The organism is Vibrio sp. 10N.222.54.E6, assembly GCF_041473955.1.
Lineage (GTDB): Bacteria > Pseudomonadota > Gammaproteobacteria > Enterobacterales > Vibrionaceae > Vibrio > Vibrio tasmaniensis_A.
In genome coordinates this window covers 26,324-43,715 of record NZ_JBFRTD010000029.1, presented here as the reverse complement: position 1 = coordinate 43,715, position 17,392 = coordinate 26,324, and the positions used below count along the sequence as shown (strand labels likewise).

The 17,392-nt window shown below is 46.0% G+C and carries 18 protein-coding genes; 17 read left to right on the top strand and 1 reads right to left on the bottom strand.

Features of this window, described 5'->3' with window-relative positions:
- Positions 1-49 precede the first annotated feature (49 nt).
- The 17 genes from AB4513_RS17295 (at position 50) to AB4513_RS17215 (ending at position 15,788) form a co-directional block, all read left to right on the top strand.
- The gene (locus AB4513_RS17295) at positions 50-829 is read left to right on the top strand and encodes a beta-ketoacyl synthase chain length factor (protein WP_170962735.1); all 780 of its coding nucleotides are present in this window, start codon (positions 50-52) and stop codon (positions 827-829) included.
- On the top strand, positions 826-1,596 hold the full coding sequence (locus AB4513_RS17290) for a 1-acyl-sn-glycerol-3-phosphate acyltransferase (protein WP_009848589.1): 771 nt from the start codon (positions 826-828) through the stop codon (positions 1,594-1,596). Before AB4513_RS17295 ends, AB4513_RS17290 begins: the two co-directional genes overlap by 4 nt.
- 106 nt (positions 1,597-1,702) lie before the next feature.
- Positions 1,703-1,963 carry a phosphopantetheine-binding protein gene (locus tag AB4513_RS17285; protein WP_009848590.1) on the top strand — a complete coding sequence of 87 codons (261 nt, stop codon included), beginning with the start codon at positions 1,703-1,705 and terminating at the stop codon, positions 1,961-1,963.
- Between the two features lie 10 nt (positions 1,964-1,973).
- Positions 1,974-2,231: an acyl carrier protein gene (locus AB4513_RS17280; RefSeq protein ID WP_009848591.1), complete on the top strand. Its 258-nt coding sequence runs from the start codon at positions 1,974-1,976 to the stop codon at positions 2,229-2,231.
- Entirely contained in the window at positions 2,231-2,788 is a 558-nt protein-coding gene (locus tag AB4513_RS17275; RefSeq protein WP_009848592.1) for a septation protein IspZ, read from the top strand. The genes AB4513_RS17280 and AB4513_RS17275 overlap by 1 nt, the downstream gene beginning before the upstream one ends.
- A 6-nt stretch (positions 2,789-2,794) precedes the next feature.
- Positions 2,795-4,177 carry an AMP-binding protein gene (locus AB4513_RS17270; RefSeq protein WP_102257954.1) on the top strand — a complete coding sequence of 461 codons (1,383 nt, stop codon included), beginning with the start codon at positions 2,795-2,797 and terminating at the stop codon, positions 4,175-4,177.
- An 87-nt stretch (positions 4,178-4,264) separates the two neighbouring features.
- The gene (locus tag AB4513_RS17265; protein ID WP_009848594.1) at positions 4,265-4,627 is read left to right on the top strand and encodes a 3-hydroxyacyl-ACP dehydratase; all 363 of its coding nucleotides are present in this window, start codon (positions 4,265-4,267) and stop codon (positions 4,625-4,627) included.
- Positions 4,620-6,440, top strand: a complete 1,821-nt coding sequence (locus AB4513_RS17260) for a glycosyltransferase (RefSeq protein WP_009848595.1) — start codon at positions 4,620-4,622, stop codon at positions 6,438-6,440. Before AB4513_RS17265 ends, AB4513_RS17260 begins: the two co-directional genes overlap by 8 nt.
- Entirely contained in the window at positions 6,418-7,965 is a 1,548-nt protein-coding gene (gene hutH, locus AB4513_RS17255; protein WP_009848596.1) for a histidine ammonia-lyase, read from the top strand. Before AB4513_RS17260 ends, hutH begins: the two co-directional genes overlap by 23 nt.
- A 39-nt stretch (positions 7,966-8,004) precedes the next feature.
- Complete coding sequence (locus tag AB4513_RS17250; protein WP_009848597.1) at positions 8,005-8,535, top strand: thioesterase family protein; 531 nt, start codon at positions 8,005-8,007, stop codon at positions 8,533-8,535.
- A complete protein-coding gene (locus tag AB4513_RS17245) occupies positions 8,522-9,220 on the top strand; it encodes an outer membrane lipoprotein carrier protein LolA (RefSeq protein WP_102257955.1) in 699 nt (232 codons plus the stop codon). The genes AB4513_RS17250 and AB4513_RS17245 overlap by 14 nt, the downstream gene beginning before the upstream one ends.
- On the top strand, positions 9,192-11,564 hold the full coding sequence (locus AB4513_RS17240) for an MMPL family transporter (protein ID WP_102257956.1): 2,373 nt from the start codon (positions 9,192-9,194) through the stop codon (positions 11,562-11,564). The genes AB4513_RS17245 and AB4513_RS17240 overlap by 29 nt, the downstream gene beginning before the upstream one ends.
- Positions 11,561-12,184, top strand: a complete 624-nt coding sequence (locus tag AB4513_RS17235) for a DUF3261 domain-containing protein (protein WP_102257957.1) — start codon at positions 11,561-11,563, stop codon at positions 12,182-12,184. The genes AB4513_RS17240 and AB4513_RS17235 overlap by 4 nt, the downstream gene beginning before the upstream one ends.
- A gap of 5 nt (positions 12,185-12,189) precedes the next feature.
- A complete protein-coding gene (locus tag AB4513_RS17230) occupies positions 12,190-13,389 on the top strand; it encodes a beta-ketoacyl-[acyl-carrier-protein] synthase family protein (RefSeq protein WP_102257958.1) in 1,200 nt (399 codons plus the stop codon).
- Complete coding sequence (locus tag AB4513_RS17225; RefSeq protein ID WP_054548132.1) at positions 13,382-13,846, top strand: hotdog family protein; 465 nt, start codon at positions 13,382-13,384, stop codon at positions 13,844-13,846. The genes AB4513_RS17230 and AB4513_RS17225 overlap by 8 nt, the downstream gene beginning before the upstream one ends.
- Positions 13,843-14,568: a 3-ketoacyl-ACP reductase FabG2 gene (locus AB4513_RS17220; RefSeq protein WP_102257959.1), complete on the top strand. Its 726-nt coding sequence runs from the start codon at positions 13,843-13,845 to the stop codon at positions 14,566-14,568. Before AB4513_RS17225 ends, AB4513_RS17220 begins: the two co-directional genes overlap by 4 nt.
- The gene (locus AB4513_RS17215) at positions 14,565-15,788 is read left to right on the top strand and encodes a beta-ketoacyl-ACP synthase (protein WP_102257960.1); all 1,224 of its coding nucleotides are present in this window, start codon (positions 14,565-14,567) and stop codon (positions 15,786-15,788) included. The genes AB4513_RS17220 and AB4513_RS17215 overlap by 4 nt, the downstream gene beginning before the upstream one ends.
- Positions 15,789-15,871: 83 nt before the next feature.
- On the opposite strand, the gene gltX is transcribed toward AB4513_RS17215, so the two are convergent.
- Positions 15,872-17,299 (bottom strand): glutamate--tRNA ligase, encoded by a 1,428-nt coding sequence (gltX, locus tag AB4513_RS17210; RefSeq protein ID WP_102257961.1) that lies wholly within the window; start codon positions 17,297-17,299, stop codon positions 15,872-15,874.
- Between the last annotated feature and the right edge of the window lie 93 nt (positions 17,300-17,392).

Below are 17,392 nucleotides of genomic sequence, written 5' to 3'. Positions count from 1 at the left end.
TTTATAAGCATGCATAGTATTAGTTAGACCCAAAGTAAATCAATACTCTATGTCAAATCAATCCCAATTAATGTCGTTTAATATTGAAAAATGGTCAGCAAATTCGCCAGGCCTCTATTCCGTTGCCGAGTGGCAAACGTGGAGCACTCATTTAGATTGGCCACAAAATGGCTCAACTGAATTTAAAGCCATCCCTCCTATGATGCGCCGCCGAATGAGCCTGCAAAGCAAACTGGCCGTCCAAACCGCATTAACCCTATTAAAAGATACCTCGATTGATTATCTGGTTTTTGCCAGTCGACATGGTGAGCTCCACCGAACAGCCACTTTAATTCAATCAATATTAGAAGGTGACGACGCCTCTCCAATGGCGTTTTCCCAATCGGTACACAACACCGCTGCAGGTCTAACAACGATTGCTGCAAAAGCGCCGATTCCACTGACCTCTATCGCTGCTGGGCAAGATACCTTTCACAACGCCCTGATTGAAGCTTATCTTTACCTACATCAGTATCCGTCACATCGTGTACTCGTCATTGACTTCGACCAACCTCTGCCTGATGTATATCGAGAATATGAAAATCAGCACTATGCTGACTACGCTCTAGGTTTAGTACTCACAGCAGGCAGTGACTACTCGGTTTCGAGAGCAGTAACAAGTAAACCAATCGCTAGCACCCCCAAAGTTAGAGACAACTCAGCAGCTGATTTACCGCAAGGCCTACAAACGCTACAACATATCCTATTGGGAACACAGCATTGGACTATTGCTGGTAAGCACCAAAACTGGTCCTGGGTCAATAACGCGCAAACAGGTGCACAGAAATGAGCAAAGTAGGCCAATGTTGGCGAGTATTCGCGACGGGGCTCTGCTTTACCATCTTTGGTTTGGGAGGCTTAGTCTTAAGCTTCTTAATCTTACCTTCGATCGCCCTAACGACTCGCAACGTCATAGAAAGAGAGCTCAAAGCACAGCGATTAATCCGTTTCTCATTCAATGCATTCTGCCAAATAATGAAGTTTACAGGCGCGATTGATTACCGAATTGATGGCGCCGAACTGCTCCGCGAAGATCGCAACTGCATCATTGTCGCCAATCACCCTAGCTTGATTGACTATGTACTGATCGCCTCTCAACTTCCTCAATGTGATTGTCTTGTTAAAGCGGCAATATGGGAAAACCCGTTTATGAAGAGGATTGTCAAAGCAGCGGGATACATACCCAACCAAACCCCTGACGATCTTTTAGAACGCTGTGAAGAACGCTTTTCGCGTGGAAATGTATTGTTAGTTTTCCCTGAAGGCACTCGCACAACGCCAGGAATTGAACCATCCTTACAACGTGGTGCGGCACAAATTGCCACTCGAACACAAACCGACTTACGCGTGATTCATATTACAGTTTCTCCGACATTCTTAACAAAAGAGAAAAAATGGTATCAAGTTCCTGCCACTAAACCCTTTTTTCATATCGCAGTGAAAGGTAAAATAGACGTCGCACCTTTTATTGAGAATTCAAATAACTTAACTTCGGCAGCAAGGCGCCTCAATCAACACCTTGCACAGACTATTTTTCCTTCCGAAGAAAATATTTAGCTCATCAATAAAACAACTGGTGATATCAGCGTTTCGAAAATACATCACATAATGTAGAATCGCCCCCCTTGAAGTAGCATTTAGATAAAGTACTAAGTAGGCCTAAGTGGAAACATTACACAACGAACTAAAACAACTGATTATCGACGCACTGAATCTTGAAGATATGAGCATTGATGAAATTGAAACGGAAGCACCACTGTTTGGTGATGGACTTGGATTAGATTCTATCGATGCCCTTGAGCTCGGCCTTGCTATCAAGAAAAAGTACAACATTGTTATCGATGCCGACGATTCAAACACTCGCCAGCATTTTGCATCGGTTGAAAACCTAGCTAACTACATTTCATCTAAAACGAACAACTAGACAGATCTTTATGACACAAGCTAACCAACAAGAAGTATTCAACCAGGTTAAAGATGCGCTTATCGAGCTGTTTGAGCTTGATGCTGAAGATATCACTCCAGAAGCACACCTTTATCTCGACCTCGACCTCGACAGCATTGATGCCGTTGATTTGGTCGTTCACTTACAGAACGTTACAGGTAAGAAGATCAAGCCTGAAGAGTTCAAAGCAGTACGCACCGTTAATGACGTTGTCGAGTCTGTCGTTGAACTATTGAAGGACGCATAATGCGTCCTCTGCTGACTTTACTGTCGGCAATCATACTTTTCACTTATCCAATAGCGGTTTACTTTGGACTCAACAAGTTTGGCCTACAAACCGTTGGTATCGTCTTAGCCGCTATTTTTGCTGTCCGCATTTTCACCGGTGGTCAGGCTAAAATCAAAGAGCTAAAACACCTAGCTTGGATCAGCGGAAGTGCCGGAATTGTTCTGCTGGCATTAGGGTTAACCTTCAAACAGCACGGCTGGCTAACTTATTACCCCGTCATCGTTAATGTTTGTATGCTGGTTGTGTTCGCCTCGAGCCTATGGCAACCGCAAACGATTATCGAGCGGCTTGCTCGCCTCCAAGAGCCAGAACTTCCACAAAGTGGCGTTGATTACACACGAATAGTCACCAAAGTTTGGTGTCTGTTCTTTGTTATCAATGGCTCTATCGCCCTTTACACCTGCTTCCAACCTCTTGAAATATGGACCCTATACAATGGCTTACTCAGCTATGTATTTGCAGGGTTGCTCTTTGCAGGAGAGTGGGTAGTAAGACAGCGCATTCGTCAGAGTTAAATTGTTATGACCCAAACCGTCTCTTACACTTCCTTGTCTGAACTTCTCAGTCAGAACAGATCGCCTGATTGTATTGTCTGCTTTGACGACAATAGCGAGATTTCGTGGCAAACATTTAACGACGACTTATCTCAACTCGTACAGCTTTTATCTTCATCCCCTTTTCAACGAGTTGCGATTTGCACCCAAGACAGCTACCTATTTTCAGTGGCCTTTTTAGCGTGCGCAGCCAGCAACAAACACATCATCTTGCCAGGTAACTATCAACCGTGTGCGCTTGCCGAGCTGAGTGAGCATTTTGACTGTCTGTTGGTCGATGATGCGATTGGTGCAGTGGAAATAAATGAAGTTCGCAATATCCAAACCTTATTAGACACCGAAATACGAGAACCTCTAACCGATAATCTTCCCGCCATTGAGTTAGCAGCAATCCAATTGACCTTGTTTACTTCAGGCTCAAGCGGTACACCAAAAGCAATCCATAAGACCTTAGAACACCTAGATATTGAAATCGCTCAGCTAGATAAAAACTGGGGCGCCTTGCTTAAAGACAACCAAGTCCACAGCACCGTCTCACACCAACATATCTATGGTCTGTTGTTTCGAATCTTATGGCCGCTTTGTTCTAGCGTTCCATTTTCTCGAAACAATCTCGAATACCCGGAACAGATCCTGTCTCACGCTAACAAGCAGAGCGTGCTGATCAGCAGCCCTGCGCTACTCAAACGATTAAAACACGAGACAAAGTCTACGCATCTAGCGGGGGTATTCTCTTCTGGTGGCCCTTTACCTACCGAGTCGGCTCATCAATCACGAGGTCTGCTTGGGCATTTACCTATCGAAGTGTTTGGCAGCACAGAAACCGGCGGCATCGCGTTTCGTCAGCAACAGAGCGTTCAAACACCTTGGCAGCTTTTTGACTGTATTAAGGCCAGTCTCAATAGTGAGAATTGCATTAAGTTATTGTCGCCGTACATCGACAAAAACAACTGGTATCAAACCGCAGACGAGTGCGAAATGGTCTCAGATAATCAATTTATATTGAAAGGCCGAACCGACCGAGTGATCAAGATAGAAGAAAAACGAGTATCACTGGTTGAAGTTGAAAAGCGACTGGAGCAACTACCTTGGATAAGCGAGTGTGTGGTCATTCCCTTTGAAGAGCCTGAACGCTTAATCTTGGCGTCAGTTTTGGTATTATCAGAGGAAGGCCAAGCGACTCTCGCAACCATGAGTAAAGGTAAATTCTGGTTAATGTTACGTTCAGAACTCAGAAAATGGTTAGAGCCAATCGCTATTCCAAGAAAGTATCGTGTTGTTGATGAGATCCCCCTCAACAGCCAAGGCAAGCGACTAACCTCTCACATAGAGCAGCTCGTCAAATCATAAAAATCACTGGTCGCATTTTATACTGAGATTATCTTTTATATTTTTGTCAGAAGACCCATTTTAGCCCAAGGATTCTAAGCACACGCTATGGATAAGAGAAAACCAAACGTCATTGCTGTTGACACTGTAGAGAAAGAATCGACCCTGACACTCCATGTTACCGGAGACATCACCGATTTTAAGGGGCACTTTAAGAGCTTCCCTATTCTTCCCGGTGTGACACAAATTGACTGGGCACTTCACTATGCTGTCCAAGAGTTAAATGTCCCTGGTTACTTTAAAGGTATGGAGGTCATCAAATTCCAAGAGCCTATCCTTCCTGACGCCACAATCCAGCTATCACTCAAATGGGATGCTGACAAAGACAAGCTGAGCTTCAGCTACACCTCAAACAGCGGTGAACAGACCCACTCTTCAGGAAAAATGAAGCTGGGAGAGAAAAGTGAATAGCGCTCCTGCTGAGACTGCTTCTCAACACGTAACAAAAGAAAGCGACTACAAAGCTTGCTTCCTAATTCCGTGCTTTAACCACGGCGAAACCATGCCTGCAGTGGTGTCGTCACTCCATCATTTTGAGTTGCCGATCATCATCGTTGACGATGGCAGTGAACTCACCACGAAACAGTTTCTGGCTCCCTTAGTAGAGAATTCAAACGTAACCTTGGTGACGCTTGAGCAGAACCAAGGCAAAGGCGGTGCCGTAAAGGCTGGCATCAAGCGAGCACAGGAGCTCGGCTTTAGTCATGCCATTCAGATTGATGCTGACGGTCAACATGACCTAGACGCCCTACCCGCATTAATCGAAGCGTCACAAGCTAAGCCCCAGCGCCTGATCTCAGGTCAGCCTGTCTATGACGATAGCGTACCGAAGGCAAGGCTCTACGGGCGCTACGCGACACATATTTGGGTGTGGATAGAAACTCTATCTCTCTCAATTAAAGACAGCATGTGTGGCTTTAGAGCGTATCCAATCGATAAGACACAAACAGTACTGAATAAATACGATGTCGGTTCGAGAATGGACTTCGATATCGAGATTCTGGTTCGCTTATACTGGGAAGGTTGCGACATTGACTTCATTGAGACGCGAGTCATCTACCCTGAAAATGGTGTCTCTCATTTCGATGCGCTGTGGGACAACGTAAAAATCAGTTGGATGCATACTCGACTGTTCTTCGGCATGCTGCCAAGAGCCCCTAAGCTGATTGCTCGTCACTTCAAATCAGATTCTGAAGATCACCCAACGACTTCGACACAATTTTCAGAAAGCAATCAGGCGCAGCAAATACCAAATAGCACTGAACAGCCTCATTGGTCCAGAACTCAAGAGCGCGGCACAGTTCTCGGTATCAAACTGTTGTTAGCTGTGTACTCACTATTAGGCCGAGGTGTATTCAACCTAATTTTGCGCGGTGTGATGCGTTACTACCATTTGACAGGCAAACGCGCGCGAAACGCTTCTGAGCAATACCTATTCCAGCTTAAGACATACGCAGAGCAACAGAATATTGAGTTACCCGCTGAATTAACCAGTTATAACCACCTGCTTTCGTTTGGCCACACCATGCTAGACAAATTAGCCGCATGGAAAGGTGATTTCTCAGTCGATAACCTGACTATTCATGGTCAAGAGCAATTCGAAAGTATGGTGGAAAACCAGCAAGGTGTGCTAATCCTGGGTTCTCACCTTGGTAATATCGAGTTGTGCCGAGCTTTGGGACGTCGACACTCACACATCAAAATCAATGCGCTGGTCTTCACGGAACACGCCGAACGCTTTAATTCGGTGATGAAAGCAGTAAACCCACAATCTGATTTAAACCTGATTCAGGTGACATCGATGGGCCCTGATACCGCCATCTTGTTGCAACAAAAATTGGAGCAAGGTGAATGGATTGTGATCGTTGGCGATAGAACCTCCACCAGCAAAGAGAGTCGCTCAGTATGGGCAGAGTTCTTGGGTAAAGAAGCTCCCTTCCCTCAAGGGCCATTTATGTTAGCCTCTGTTCTCAAAGCGCCAGTATTCTTACTGTTTGGCCTACGAGATGACTCACAAACCAAACCGCATTTTAATGTCTATTTTGAGCATTTCAGCGACAAGATAGAGCTACCAAGGAAGACTCGCGAACAATCTTTACAGCAAGTCGTGCAGAAATACGCAGACCGACTTCAGCACTACACACTGAAAGCACCGCTTCAGTGGTACAACTTTTTTAACTTTTGGACATTGAGCAAGCACCATGACGAAAAAAAATCCAAATAGCATCACCTTTGGTGCCGAACGCCTCACGATTGAGGATGTTGTCGCTATTTCACAAGGCGCAAAAGCCTCGATGAACTCAAGTAATGAGTTCACATCAAAGATCGACCGCGGTGTCGCTTTTTTAGAACGCCTATTGAAAGAAGAAGGCGTGATCTATGGTGTGACAACGGGCTACGGTGACTCATGTACCGTTGCAATTCCGCCAAACCTTGTTGATGAATTACCACTGCATCTAACGCGCTTTCATGGCTGTGGTTTAGGCGAAATACTGTCTCATGAGCAAGCTCGTGCCGTATTAGCGACACGTCTTTGTTCATTGTCACAAGGTGTCTCTGGTGTGACGCACGATTTGCTCAACCAGATCGTCACTCTGATCAATCAAGATATCTCACCGCGTATTCCTCAAGAAGGATCGGTTGGTGCCAGTGGTGATTTAACGCCGCTGTCTTATCTGGCAGCTGCCCTGATTGGTGAGCGCGATGTCATCTACAAAGGTGAAGTTCGCCCTACTAGTGACGTTTACAAAGAGCTAGGGATTAACCCTATCAAGCTTAAGCCAAAAGAAGGCTTAGCATTGATGAATGGCACGTCAGTAATGACGGCTTTAGCTTGTATCGCCTACAAACGTGCAGAATACCTAGCTCAGCTGTCGACTAAGATCACCGCAATGGTGTCTGTAGGTATGCAAGGCAACGATTTCCATTTCGATGAGGCGCTGTTTGCAGTGAAGCCTCATCCGGGTCAACAGCAAGTTGCTGCATGGCTACGTGATGACTTACAAGCAGATCGCCCGCCACGCAACAGTGATCGCTTACAAGATCGTTACTCACTGCGTTGTGCTCCACATGTGATTGGTGTGGTTCAAGACTCTCTGCCTTGGCTACGCCAAATGATTGAGAACGAGCTCAACAGCGCTAACGATAACCCAATTATCGATGGCGACAATGAGCGCGTACTGCACGGTGGACATTTCTACGGTGGCCACATCGCAATGGCAATGGATACACTAAAAACAGCGGTAGCCAACCTTGCAGACCTACTTGATCGACAAATGGCGCAGTTGATGGATTACAAGTTCAACAACGGCTTGCCATTTAACCTAACCGGTGCTGAAGGCGAACGTAAACCAATCAACCACGGTTTCAAAGCGGTACAGATTGGCGTTTCAGCTTGGACAGCAGAAGCATTAAAACACACCATGCCAGCAAGCGTGTTCTCTCGTTCAACCGAGTGTCACAACCAAGACAAAGTCAGCATGGGCACTATTGCGGCTCGTGACTGCTTACGCGTTCTTGAACTGACTGAACAAGTAGCGGCAGCATCACTTCTGGCGGGGACACAAGCGCTTGAGCTTCGTAAACGCCACAATGAGCTTGATGAGCACCACATGAGTGAAAACCTAAAGCACATTCGCGACGAAGTGCTTAAAGAGTTTGAATTTATCGTAGAAGATCGACCACTTGAAGGCGATCTACGCCACTTCATTGCTCGTATTCAAAGTCAACACTGGTCACTTTACTCCTAGAGTAGCTAACCCTTTACGCAATATTGTTGAGAGCGATTTATGTCTGAAATCCTTCATCCATTAAAATCAGAGGTTACTTTAGTAACCTCATTCCAAGATGCCGACCCAATGGGCGTGATCTACCATGGCAACTACTTCCGATTTTTTGAAGAAGTTAGGCGCATCATGATGGATAAGATTGAGTACAACTACCATGAGATGAAGGATTCGGGCTACATGTGGCCGATCATCGACACGCGCGTAAAGTACATCAAAGCAATACCGTTTAATCATCAGATCACGGTATCCGCTAAGTTAACTGAATGGGAAAACCGCTTGCGTGTTGACTACGAAATTCACGATGCCAACACCGGTGCTCGTATGACACGCGCTCACACCATGCAGGTTGCAGTAACCATTGAAGAGCAAGAGATGTGTTTTGCTTCGCCGAAGGTGTTTACCGATAAAGTCGAACGCTGGCATCAATTTGGCTGCTTACCCCAATCAGCTGAGCAGCAACCAAACGACCAACAATCAGACCCATCTCAAGTATCTAACACACAGCAGCAGGTGAAACATGAGTCTGTTTAAACACGGCCGTAAGCAAATCAGTATCGCACTGCTAGGGCTTGCTTCAATGATGGCTAGTCACTTTGCTGGCGCTAGCGAGAACACAAATGCTGTCGGTTCTATTACAGAACTACAAACCGTGTTAAGCGAAAATAGTATCGTTCGTGGTGAGTTTACTCAAACACGCAACATGGAAATGTTCGCCCAACCTCTAACATCACAAGGTACTTTCCTGTTAGACAAGTCGAATGGTTTACTTTGGACACAAGCGACCCCCTTCCCTGTGAGCTTAGTGCTAACCGATAACAAACTGAGCCAAAGGTTTGCAGATCAACCCGCTAAAATCATCACCGACAAAGAAAACCCGATGGCGTTTTATTTCAGCCATATCTTCTTGTCAGTGTTTCATGGGGATACGCAAAAGCTTCAAGAGCAATTCTCACTTTCATTTGAACCAGCAACTGCGAAAAATTCTGATGAAAGTGCAAACTCAAGTTCAGAAGACACACGATGGACACTCACTCTAAAGCCAAAGAATGCACCAATGAACGCGGTGTTTGAAGCCATCACGCTGCAAGGACAAGATGACATTGAACGTATCGAACTTAGAGAAGTTCGTGGAGACAGCACAGTGATCGAATTTAGCCAGTTAAGTCATCTACCGGAAGTATTATCAGATGCTGAAGCGCAACAATTCCAATTCTAGCCTAGCCCTTGCTTGGCTTGTTGTCGTAATACTGTTTAGCGGATTGTTGATCAAACAATTCGCTTTTTCTTCGTCAGTACCCATTGAAAGCAACATCATGAAATTGCTGCCTGAAAACCAGCAAGACCCCATGGTAGAACAAGCCTTTCAGCAGATATCCAGCTCGATGAGCGAGCAAGTGGTCTTTATCATAAGTGCCTCCGACGTCGAACAAGCCATGACAGCGACTGACGCTTTTGAAAAAAAACTTAACCAAAGAGCTTTCTCAAGCCAGCCAACTCTGTTTAAGCAAGTTCAAGGAAAAATCAACGCCAGTACTCAAAGCCAGTGGAGCGACTTCTATTTTCGTCACCGAGCTCAACTGCTGACCCAACAACAAAAAGAGACGCTGACACACTCGCCGGATTCGCGAGCTCAATATGTCATTCAGTCTCTGTACAATCCGTTTTCAGGCGTCACTGCAGCAGAGCTATCTCTCGACCCATTTCTGCTATTTCGCGACTACATCAGTGCAGTTGGCGTTCAATCAAGCAACTTTGTTCTGAAAGAAGGCTACCTCACAGCCCAGTCTAATGAGCAAACTCATATTTTGGTCACGGCTACGCTGGCTGGCTCACCTTATAGCTTGGCGATTCAAGAACAACTTCCTGATCTTGATTCAATTGAGCGCGAAGTCGAAAAGCAGTTTGGCGTCAAAGTGCAGCATACTGGTGTGGTGTTCTACGCAAATTACGGCACCGAAAGCGCAAAATCAGAAATCAGTACTATTGGTTTGGGCTCATTAGCCGGTGTTATTTTATTGGTGTGGCTGACGTTTCGTAGTGCCCTACCACTTGCCTTATCCTTGCTTTCCATCAGCACTGGGTTGTTGGTTGCTCTTGCAAGCACCGTCGCTATCTTCGGCAAAGTTCACCTATTTAGTTTGGTGTTCGGTGCCAGCTTGATTGGCGTATCCATCGACTACTCTTTTCATTACCTAACCGATCGTTTGGCGGCGGGTAATCAATGGCAAAGCGACAAAGGGTTGAAACATATTATCGTTGCGATCACCTTGGGTCTGATCACCAGCTTGATTGGCTACCTAGGTTTGTTGGTGGCACCTTTCCCGGGTTTACAGCAACTTGCTCTGTTTTCGTCGATTGGACTGATCGCAGCTTACGCCAGTGTGGTGTGTTGGTATCCCGTTTTAGCGGCAAAACCAAGTCAAGAACGCCCGCTTCCCTTGTCGAAACTTTGGCATACTTGGTTAAGTCTCTGGAGCAACCAAAAGTTTAGAATTGGCTTACCATTAATAGTGACTGTCGTTAGCTTGATATCACTCAGTCAAATTCGCTACGACGACGATATTCGCCAACTTCAAGCGATGCCTGATCAACTCAAACAGCAAGAGCAAGCCATTACTGAGATATCAGGATTAGGCAGTGGCCAAAATATGCTGCTGGTGACCGCTAAGAGCGATCAAAAGCTACTCAAAAAACTGGCAGAAATCACCACAAGCTTAGACTCTTTAATCGATAGCCAAGGTATCTCAGGATATCGCAGCATCAATCAGCAGTTGTTAAGTAAACAAGACCAGCATGATAACTATCAATTGGTTGAACAACTCTATCGCCAGCAAAGCCATATCTTACAGAACACTCTTGGTTGGCCTAGCTTTCCAGAATTACCTAAGTTCGAAGCAATCACGGTATCTGGGTTTTTGGAATCACCGGTGTCAGAACCTGTTCGACCACTTTGGTTAAAACCTATCGATGGACAAGCGGCGTCAGTCATTTTGATCAAAGACGTCACGAATTCAGAATTGTTCTCTCAATGGCTCGATTCAAGCTTTGCTCAGCAACAAGGCGTTAAATACCTGAATAAAGCCGATGAAATCTCCGCTCTCTTTGCGGAATATAGAGTCAAGATCACCGAGCTATTATTGATAGCTTTGGCCGCTATTGGAATGGTGTTAGGTTGGCGCTACGGTGTGAAGCAAAGCCTATTAATGCTGTTGCCTTCATTAATTGCCGGAGTCGCTGGTTTAGCGATAACGGGCATTTTAGGCTCAACGTTAAACCTGTTTAATCTGCTGGGCTTGATTCTGATTTTAGGGATTGGTATCGACTATACCCTCTTCTTTGCTGAACAGAAGAAATCACTAAGCACCTTATTAGCGATTACTTTGTCAGGCCTCACAACGCTACTCTCATTTGGCTTATTGTCACTGAGTCAGACTCATGCCATTCATAGCTTCGGTGTTACCGTCCTAACTGGTATTTTCGTCGCGTGGTTGCTTTCGCCACTTGCAATCAACAACCAACAAGCAGCGGAAAAATCAAACTCTCGAGAGGCTTTTAGATGAACAAAACAATCAAGATAGCGCTCGCCGTTGGATTGGGCTTACTACTCAGCGCTTGTTCGATGGTGTCTCAACAGCCTACAGGCGCAAGTGTCGCAATCGACAAAGACACAGAGCTCGCCTTGCCGCTGCCTGCTGAACTGGGATACTCATTTACGGCAAGTCAGCTGATCAGCGCAACATGGCAAGATGATACGCAGCAACTTCCTGTTCAAGTCGAAGTCACATCAGACAAAGTCGTGTTGGCGGGTTTCTCCTCTTGGGGTACTCGCATTCTATCGCTGCAATACCAAAACCAAACGATTGATACTCAAGTTCTATCTGGTCTTGGCGCTATCCTGCCGCTACCCGAGCAAGTACTATTTAATTTGATGCTGACTCTATGGCCAGTTGAAGCATGGGCTCAACCTTTACAAGACATCGGTTGGTATTTGGTCGATACCGAAAACAGCCGCACCGTATTTGATGAAAACCAACAGCCAATCATTAAAATTGATTACCAAGCAGAGCCCGGAACACACAAAACCGCAGGCAACATTGTTTTCAAGCATTTGATTCAAGGCTACACCATCACGATACAAACGTTGAACTCAACGATTGTCGATAACCCAAGTAAGAGCTAAACATCATGCCTATTTATATCCAAGACTGTGGTTTCCACTCCGCATTAGGCTCAAGCGTTGCTGACATTCATGGTTGCCTCAAAGGCGAGCATGAATCAAGCATGGTTGAAGTGAGCGACATGCTAAACGACGGTAAGCCGACGGTCGTTGGTAAGGTGGCTGGCGAATTACCAGAAATCCCATCAGAACAAGCGGAATACGCCACTCGCAACAATCAACTGGCGTTATCGGCTGTTAATCAAATCAAAGACTCTATCGAGCAAGCAAAATCACAATTTGGTGCCGATAGAATTGCTGTAGTTATCGGCACAAGCACCTCGGGAATTTCTGATGGTGAAACGGCGTTTAAACACAAACTAGAACATGGCTCTTTCCCCGAAGATTTCCACTATTCAAAACAAGAGCTAAGCAACACCTCTGAGTTTGTTAGCCAACATTGTGCATTAACCGGGCCAAGCTATGCGATATCGACCGCTTGCTCATCAAGTGGCCGTGTATTTGTTACTGCCCAACGTTTATTAGATTCAGGAATGGCTGATGCTGTGTTGGTTGGAGGTGTCGATACACTATGTAAACTGACGCTCAATGGCTTTCATGGTCTTGAAGCGCTATCAACCACACATTGTAAGCCTTTTAGCGCCTCTCGTGATGGCATCAACATCGGAGAAGCAGCGGCATTTATGTTGCTTAGCAAGACAAAACCAACCGCTACTAATACAACTCAAAGCACTTCGAATATAGCCCTATTAGGCTATGGAGACAGCTCCGACGCACACCATATTTCAGCGCCCCACCCTGAAGGGAATGGCGCAGAGCAAGCAATGAGAAAGGCGTTAGGTTCTGCACAGTTACGAGCAGAAGACATCGGTTATATTAATGCCCATGGCACCGCAACCCCACTCAATGACTCAATGGAAAGCAAAGCCATCCATCGTATTTTTGCAAACAAGGTTCCCGTCAGTTCAACCAAACCTCTAACAGGACATACTCTTGGAGCGGCAAGTGCGATAGAGGCTGCAATTGCGTGGCATATTCTAAAATATGACTTACCACTCCCCTTACAAAAATGTCAGTATAAAGCTGAAGATATTGAGATTGATTTGGTAAACTGTTCCCAGAAACTTAAAGTAAAGAACATCTTAAGCAACTCGTTCGCTTTTGGTGGCAATAACATTAGCCTGATTTTTGGTGTAATAAATGACTGATATCCCTTCTGTAGACCAACTTCTCCCACACGATGATCCGATGATATTAATCGATCGAGCTATCAACGTTGAGGCATTGTCGATTCACTGCCAGGTCGATATTGGCGCGCACAACCTATTCTTTGACGCCGAATCTCAAACGGTCCCAGCTTATGTTGGCATCGAGTTTATGGCGCAGTCTGTTGCAGCTTGGTCTGGATACCATGCGCTGAAAAACGGCACTACTCCTCCAATCGGCTTCTTACTCGGTTCTCGTCGCTACAAGTCACTGTGTGATGAATTTACTCAAGGTCAAACCCTTGATATCTATGCTGAACAACTCATGGAAGACAGTGGCATGGCCGTGTTTACCGCCCGAGTCGAAGACCAAGGCGAGTTAGTGGCTCAATGCCAACTCAACGTCTACGTGCCGACCGAACAAAAATTACAAGAAATGAAAACTAGGAGCCCATCATGAGCCGTCAGGTTTTAGTCACAGGTGCCAGCAAAGGCATTGGTAAAGCGATCGCTATTCAACTCGCGAAAGACGGTTTTGAAATCGCCGTTCATTACATGGGTGACAAGCAAGGTGCTGAAGACACATTAAAGTCGATCACTGAGCTCGGTGCTGCAGGACGTCTGATCCAATTTGATATCAGCAATCGCAGCGAATGTCGCGAAACGCTTGAGTCAGATATTGCCGAACACGGCGCTTACTATGGTGTGGTGAATAATGCCGGTATTACTCGTGACACGGCCTTCCCTGCCATGACGGAAGAAGAGTGGGATGGTGTTATCCATACCAACCTCGACAGCTTCTACAACGTACTTCACCCGTGCGTGATGCCAATGGTTCAAAAACGCAAAGGCGGTCGAATCGTTACTCTGGCTTCTGTATCCGGCATCATGGGTAACCGCGGTCAAACCAACTACGCCGCAGCAAAAGCAGGTGTGATTGGCGCAACTAAGTCTCTGGCTCTAGAGCTCGCAAAACGCAAGATAACGGTAAACTGTGTCGCTCCTGGTCTAATCGATACCGGGATGGTTGATGAGCATGTAAAAGAGCATGCGCTGCCTCAAGTTCCACTGCGCCGCATGGGCGAGCCAGAAGAAGTCGCCGGCCTAATCAGCTACCTAATGTCGGATATTGCCGGCTACGTAACTCGCCAAGTGATTTCAGTTAATGGAGGCTTAGTATGACCCGCCGCGTTGTTGTAACTGGCATGTCAGGCGTTACCGCTTTTGGCAACGATTGGCAGCACATCGAGCCAAAACTAAAAGCGTGTGAAAATGCGACCCAGTATATGCCAAGCTTTGAGCAGTACGATGGCCTAAACACTAAGCTTGCAGCTCCAATCGATGACTTCCAACTACCTAAGCACTATAAGCGTAAACAAGTACGTGGTATGGGCCGTGTGTCTCGCCTAGCAACAGTGGCGACCGAAAATGCACTAGAGCAAGCAGGGCTGATTGGCCACGACGTTTTGACTAATGGCGAAACAGGCATTGCCTATGGTTCTTCAACCGGCAGTACAGACGCTGTTGGTGCATTTGGCGTGATGCTTAACGAGAAATCGACACGAGCGATCACCGCAACGACTTACGTTCAGATGATGCCACACACCGCGGCGGTCAACGTCGGGCTATTCTTTGGCTTACGTGGACGTGTGATTCCCACCAGCAGTGCCTGTACTTCAGGTAGCCAAGCGATTGGCTACGCCTATGAAGCAATCAAACACGGTTACCAAACCGTGATGGTTGCCGGTGGTGGTGAAGAGCTATGCCCAACCGAATCTGCCGTTTTCGATACCCTTTTTGCTACCAGTTTAAAAAACGACACGCCAGAAAAATCCCCTAGCCCTTACGACAGTGAGCGCGATGGCCTGGTTATCGGTGAAGGCGCAGGTACACTTGTTCTTGAAGAGTATGAACATGCTGTGGCTCGTGGCGCAAAGATCTACGCGGAAATCATCGGTTTTGCCAGCAACTGCGATGCAGCTCATGTGACTCAACCTCAGATGGAAACCATGCAAATCTGTATGGAGAAAGCGCTGAAAGATGCACAGCTTCCTGCTGAAAAAATTGGTTACGTTTCGGCGCACGGAACGGCAACAGATAAAGGCGATATTGCCGAAAGTAATGCGACCGCGAACATTTTTGGTGAAGTGCCAATCAGCTCATTAAAAAGCTACTTTGGTCATACGCTTGGCGCATGTGGTGCCATTGAGGCTTGGTTGAGCCTAGAAATGATGCATTCCGGCTGGTTCAGCCCAACATTGAACCTTGAAAACATCGACGTTCGCTGCGGTAAACTCGATTACATTACAGGTTCTGGTCGCGAATTGAATGTTGAGTATGTAATGAGTAATAACTTTGCCTTTGGCGGAATCAACACTTCAATCATCTTCAAGAAAATCTGAGCTTAGCTAGATAAAACTCAAGACAAATAAAAAGGGTCAGTAACCAAGTTACTGACCCTTTTTTCAATCTAGCTAATGCTCAATTAAGCGTTAGCTTCACGCTTAGCGATGAACTCAAGAGCCATCTTAATGCGAGCGATTACGCGCTCTTTACCAACAAGCTCCATCACTGCATCAACAGAAGGAGACTGGCCGCCACCTGTTACTGCTACGCGAAGTGGCATACCGATTTTACCCATGCCGACCTCTAGCTCTTCACATACTGCTGCAATCACACCATCTTTGATGTTTGCAGTAGTGAAATCCTCAAGCGCTTCAACCTTAGCAAGAGCAAGCTCTAGTGGGCCTTTAGCAACACCACGTAGGTGCTTCTTCGCTGCGCCAGCTTCAAACTCAGAGAAATCTTCGTAGAAGTAACGAGACTGTTCAGCAAGTTCGATAAGCGTATTACAACGCTCGCCAACTAGCGTGATCACTTCAGTGATAGCCGGGCCATTTATTGTATCGATCTTTTGTGCATCTAGGTGCCATTGCAGGTATTTAGCAACGTACTCAGGCTCAGAAGTCTTGATGTAGTGGTTGTTCAACCAAAGTAGCTTATCAGTGTTGAATGCAGAAGCAGACTTGCTGATAGCGTTCAGGCTGAAGAATTCAATCATCTCTTCTTGAGAGAAGATCTCTTGGTCACCGTGAGACCAACCTAAACGAACTAGGTAGTTGTTTAGTGCATTTGGTAGGTAACCTTCGTCGCGGTATTGCATTACAGAAACAGCACCGTGACGCTTAGAAAGTTTCGCACCGTCATCACCAAGAATCATTGCACAGTGAGCGAAAGTTGGAACTGGCGCGCCTAGTGCTTCATAGATGTTGATTTGACGAGGTGTGTTGTTGATGTGGTCTTCACCACGTACAACGTGTGTAATACCCATGTCCCAGTCATCCACTACAACAACGAAGTTGTATGTTGGTGCACCGTCTGTACGACGAATGATTAGGTCATCAAGTTGGCTGTTAGAAATTTCAATGCGACCACGAATTTGGTCATCAAATACTACGCTGCCTTCTTTAGGGTTACGGAAACGGATAACGCACGCATCACCTTCTTTTGCTGCTTCGTTTGCTGCAACAATTTTAGGGTGGTTCGCATCGTAACGAGCCATCTCTTTGTTTTCTTCTTGCTCTGCACGAATTTCGTCAAGCAGCTCTTTAGACGCATAGCATTTGAAAGCTTTGTCTTCAGCAAGTAGCTTATCAACCATTTCGTTGTAACGGTCAAAACGCTTAGATTGGTAGTAAGGACCTTCATCCCATTCCATACCCATCCATTGCATGCCTTCTAGAATTGCATCAACCGCTTCTTGAGAGTTACGCTCAAGGTCCGTGTCTTCGATACGCAGAACGAATTCACCACCTTGATTCTTAGCGAATAGCCAAGAGTAAAGTGCAGTACGTGCACCACCAACGTGAAGATAGCCAGTTGGGCTAGGAGCAAAACGAGTTTTAACCGTCATTTAAATACCTTGATTATGTAGGTGATTCTTTTAGTGATTGCCATTACAAAGCCTGCAACAGAAAAATATCACTAAATTTTGGGCGCTATTTTA

What these genes read in the sequence shown, in the direction of transcription:
- AB4513_RS17295 (WP_170962735.1), top strand. Translation starts at nt 50, where the DNA reads ATGTCAAATCAATCCCAATTAATGTCGTTTAATATTGAAAAATGGTCA.
- AB4513_RS17290 (WP_009848589.1), top strand. Translation starts at nt 826, where the DNA reads ATGAGCAAAGTAGGCCAATGTTGGCGAGTATTCGCGACGGGGCTCTGC.
- AB4513_RS17280 (WP_009848591.1), top strand. Translation starts at nt 1,974, where the DNA reads ATGACACAAGCTAACCAACAAGAAGTATTCAACCAGGTTAAAGATGCG.
- AB4513_RS17275 (WP_009848592.1), top strand. Translation starts at nt 2,231, where the DNA reads ATGCGTCCTCTGCTGACTTTACTGTCGGCAATCATACTTTTCACTTAT.
- AB4513_RS17270 (WP_102257954.1), top strand. Translation starts at nt 2,795, where the DNA reads ATGACCCAAACCGTCTCTTACACTTCCTTGTCTGAACTTCTCAGTCAG.
- AB4513_RS17265 (WP_009848594.1), top strand. Translation starts at nt 4,265, where the DNA reads ATGGATAAGAGAAAACCAAACGTCATTGCTGTTGACACTGTAGAGAAA.
- hutH (WP_009848596.1), top strand. Translation starts at nt 6,418, where the DNA reads ATGACGAAAAAAAATCCAAATAGCATCACCTTTGGTGCCGAACGCCTC.
- AB4513_RS17250 (WP_009848597.1), top strand. Translation starts at nt 8,005, where the DNA reads ATGTCTGAAATCCTTCATCCATTAAAATCAGAGGTTACTTTAGTAACC.
- AB4513_RS17245 (WP_102257955.1), top strand. Translation starts at nt 8,522, where the DNA reads ATGAGTCTGTTTAAACACGGCCGTAAGCAAATCAGTATCGCACTGCTA.
- AB4513_RS17240 (WP_102257956.1), top strand. Translation starts at nt 9,192, where the DNA reads ATGCTGAAGCGCAACAATTCCAATTCTAGCCTAGCCCTTGCTTGGCTT.
- AB4513_RS17235 (WP_102257957.1), top strand. Translation starts at nt 11,561, where the DNA reads ATGAACAAAACAATCAAGATAGCGCTCGCCGTTGGATTGGGCTTACTA.
- AB4513_RS17230 (WP_102257958.1), top strand. Translation starts at nt 12,190, where the DNA reads ATGCCTATTTATATCCAAGACTGTGGTTTCCACTCCGCATTAGGCTCA.
- AB4513_RS17225 (WP_054548132.1), top strand. Translation starts at nt 13,382, where the DNA reads ATGACTGATATCCCTTCTGTAGACCAACTTCTCCCACACGATGATCCG.
- AB4513_RS17220 (WP_102257959.1), top strand. Translation starts at nt 13,843, where the DNA reads ATGAGCCGTCAGGTTTTAGTCACAGGTGCCAGCAAAGGCATTGGTAAA.
- AB4513_RS17215 (WP_102257960.1), top strand. Translation starts at nt 14,565, where the DNA reads ATGACCCGCCGCGTTGTTGTAACTGGCATGTCAGGCGTTACCGCTTTT.
- gltX (WP_102257961.1), bottom strand. Translation starts at nt 17,299, where the DNA reads ATGACGGTTAAAACTCGTTTTGCTCCTAGCCCAACTGGCTATCTTCAC.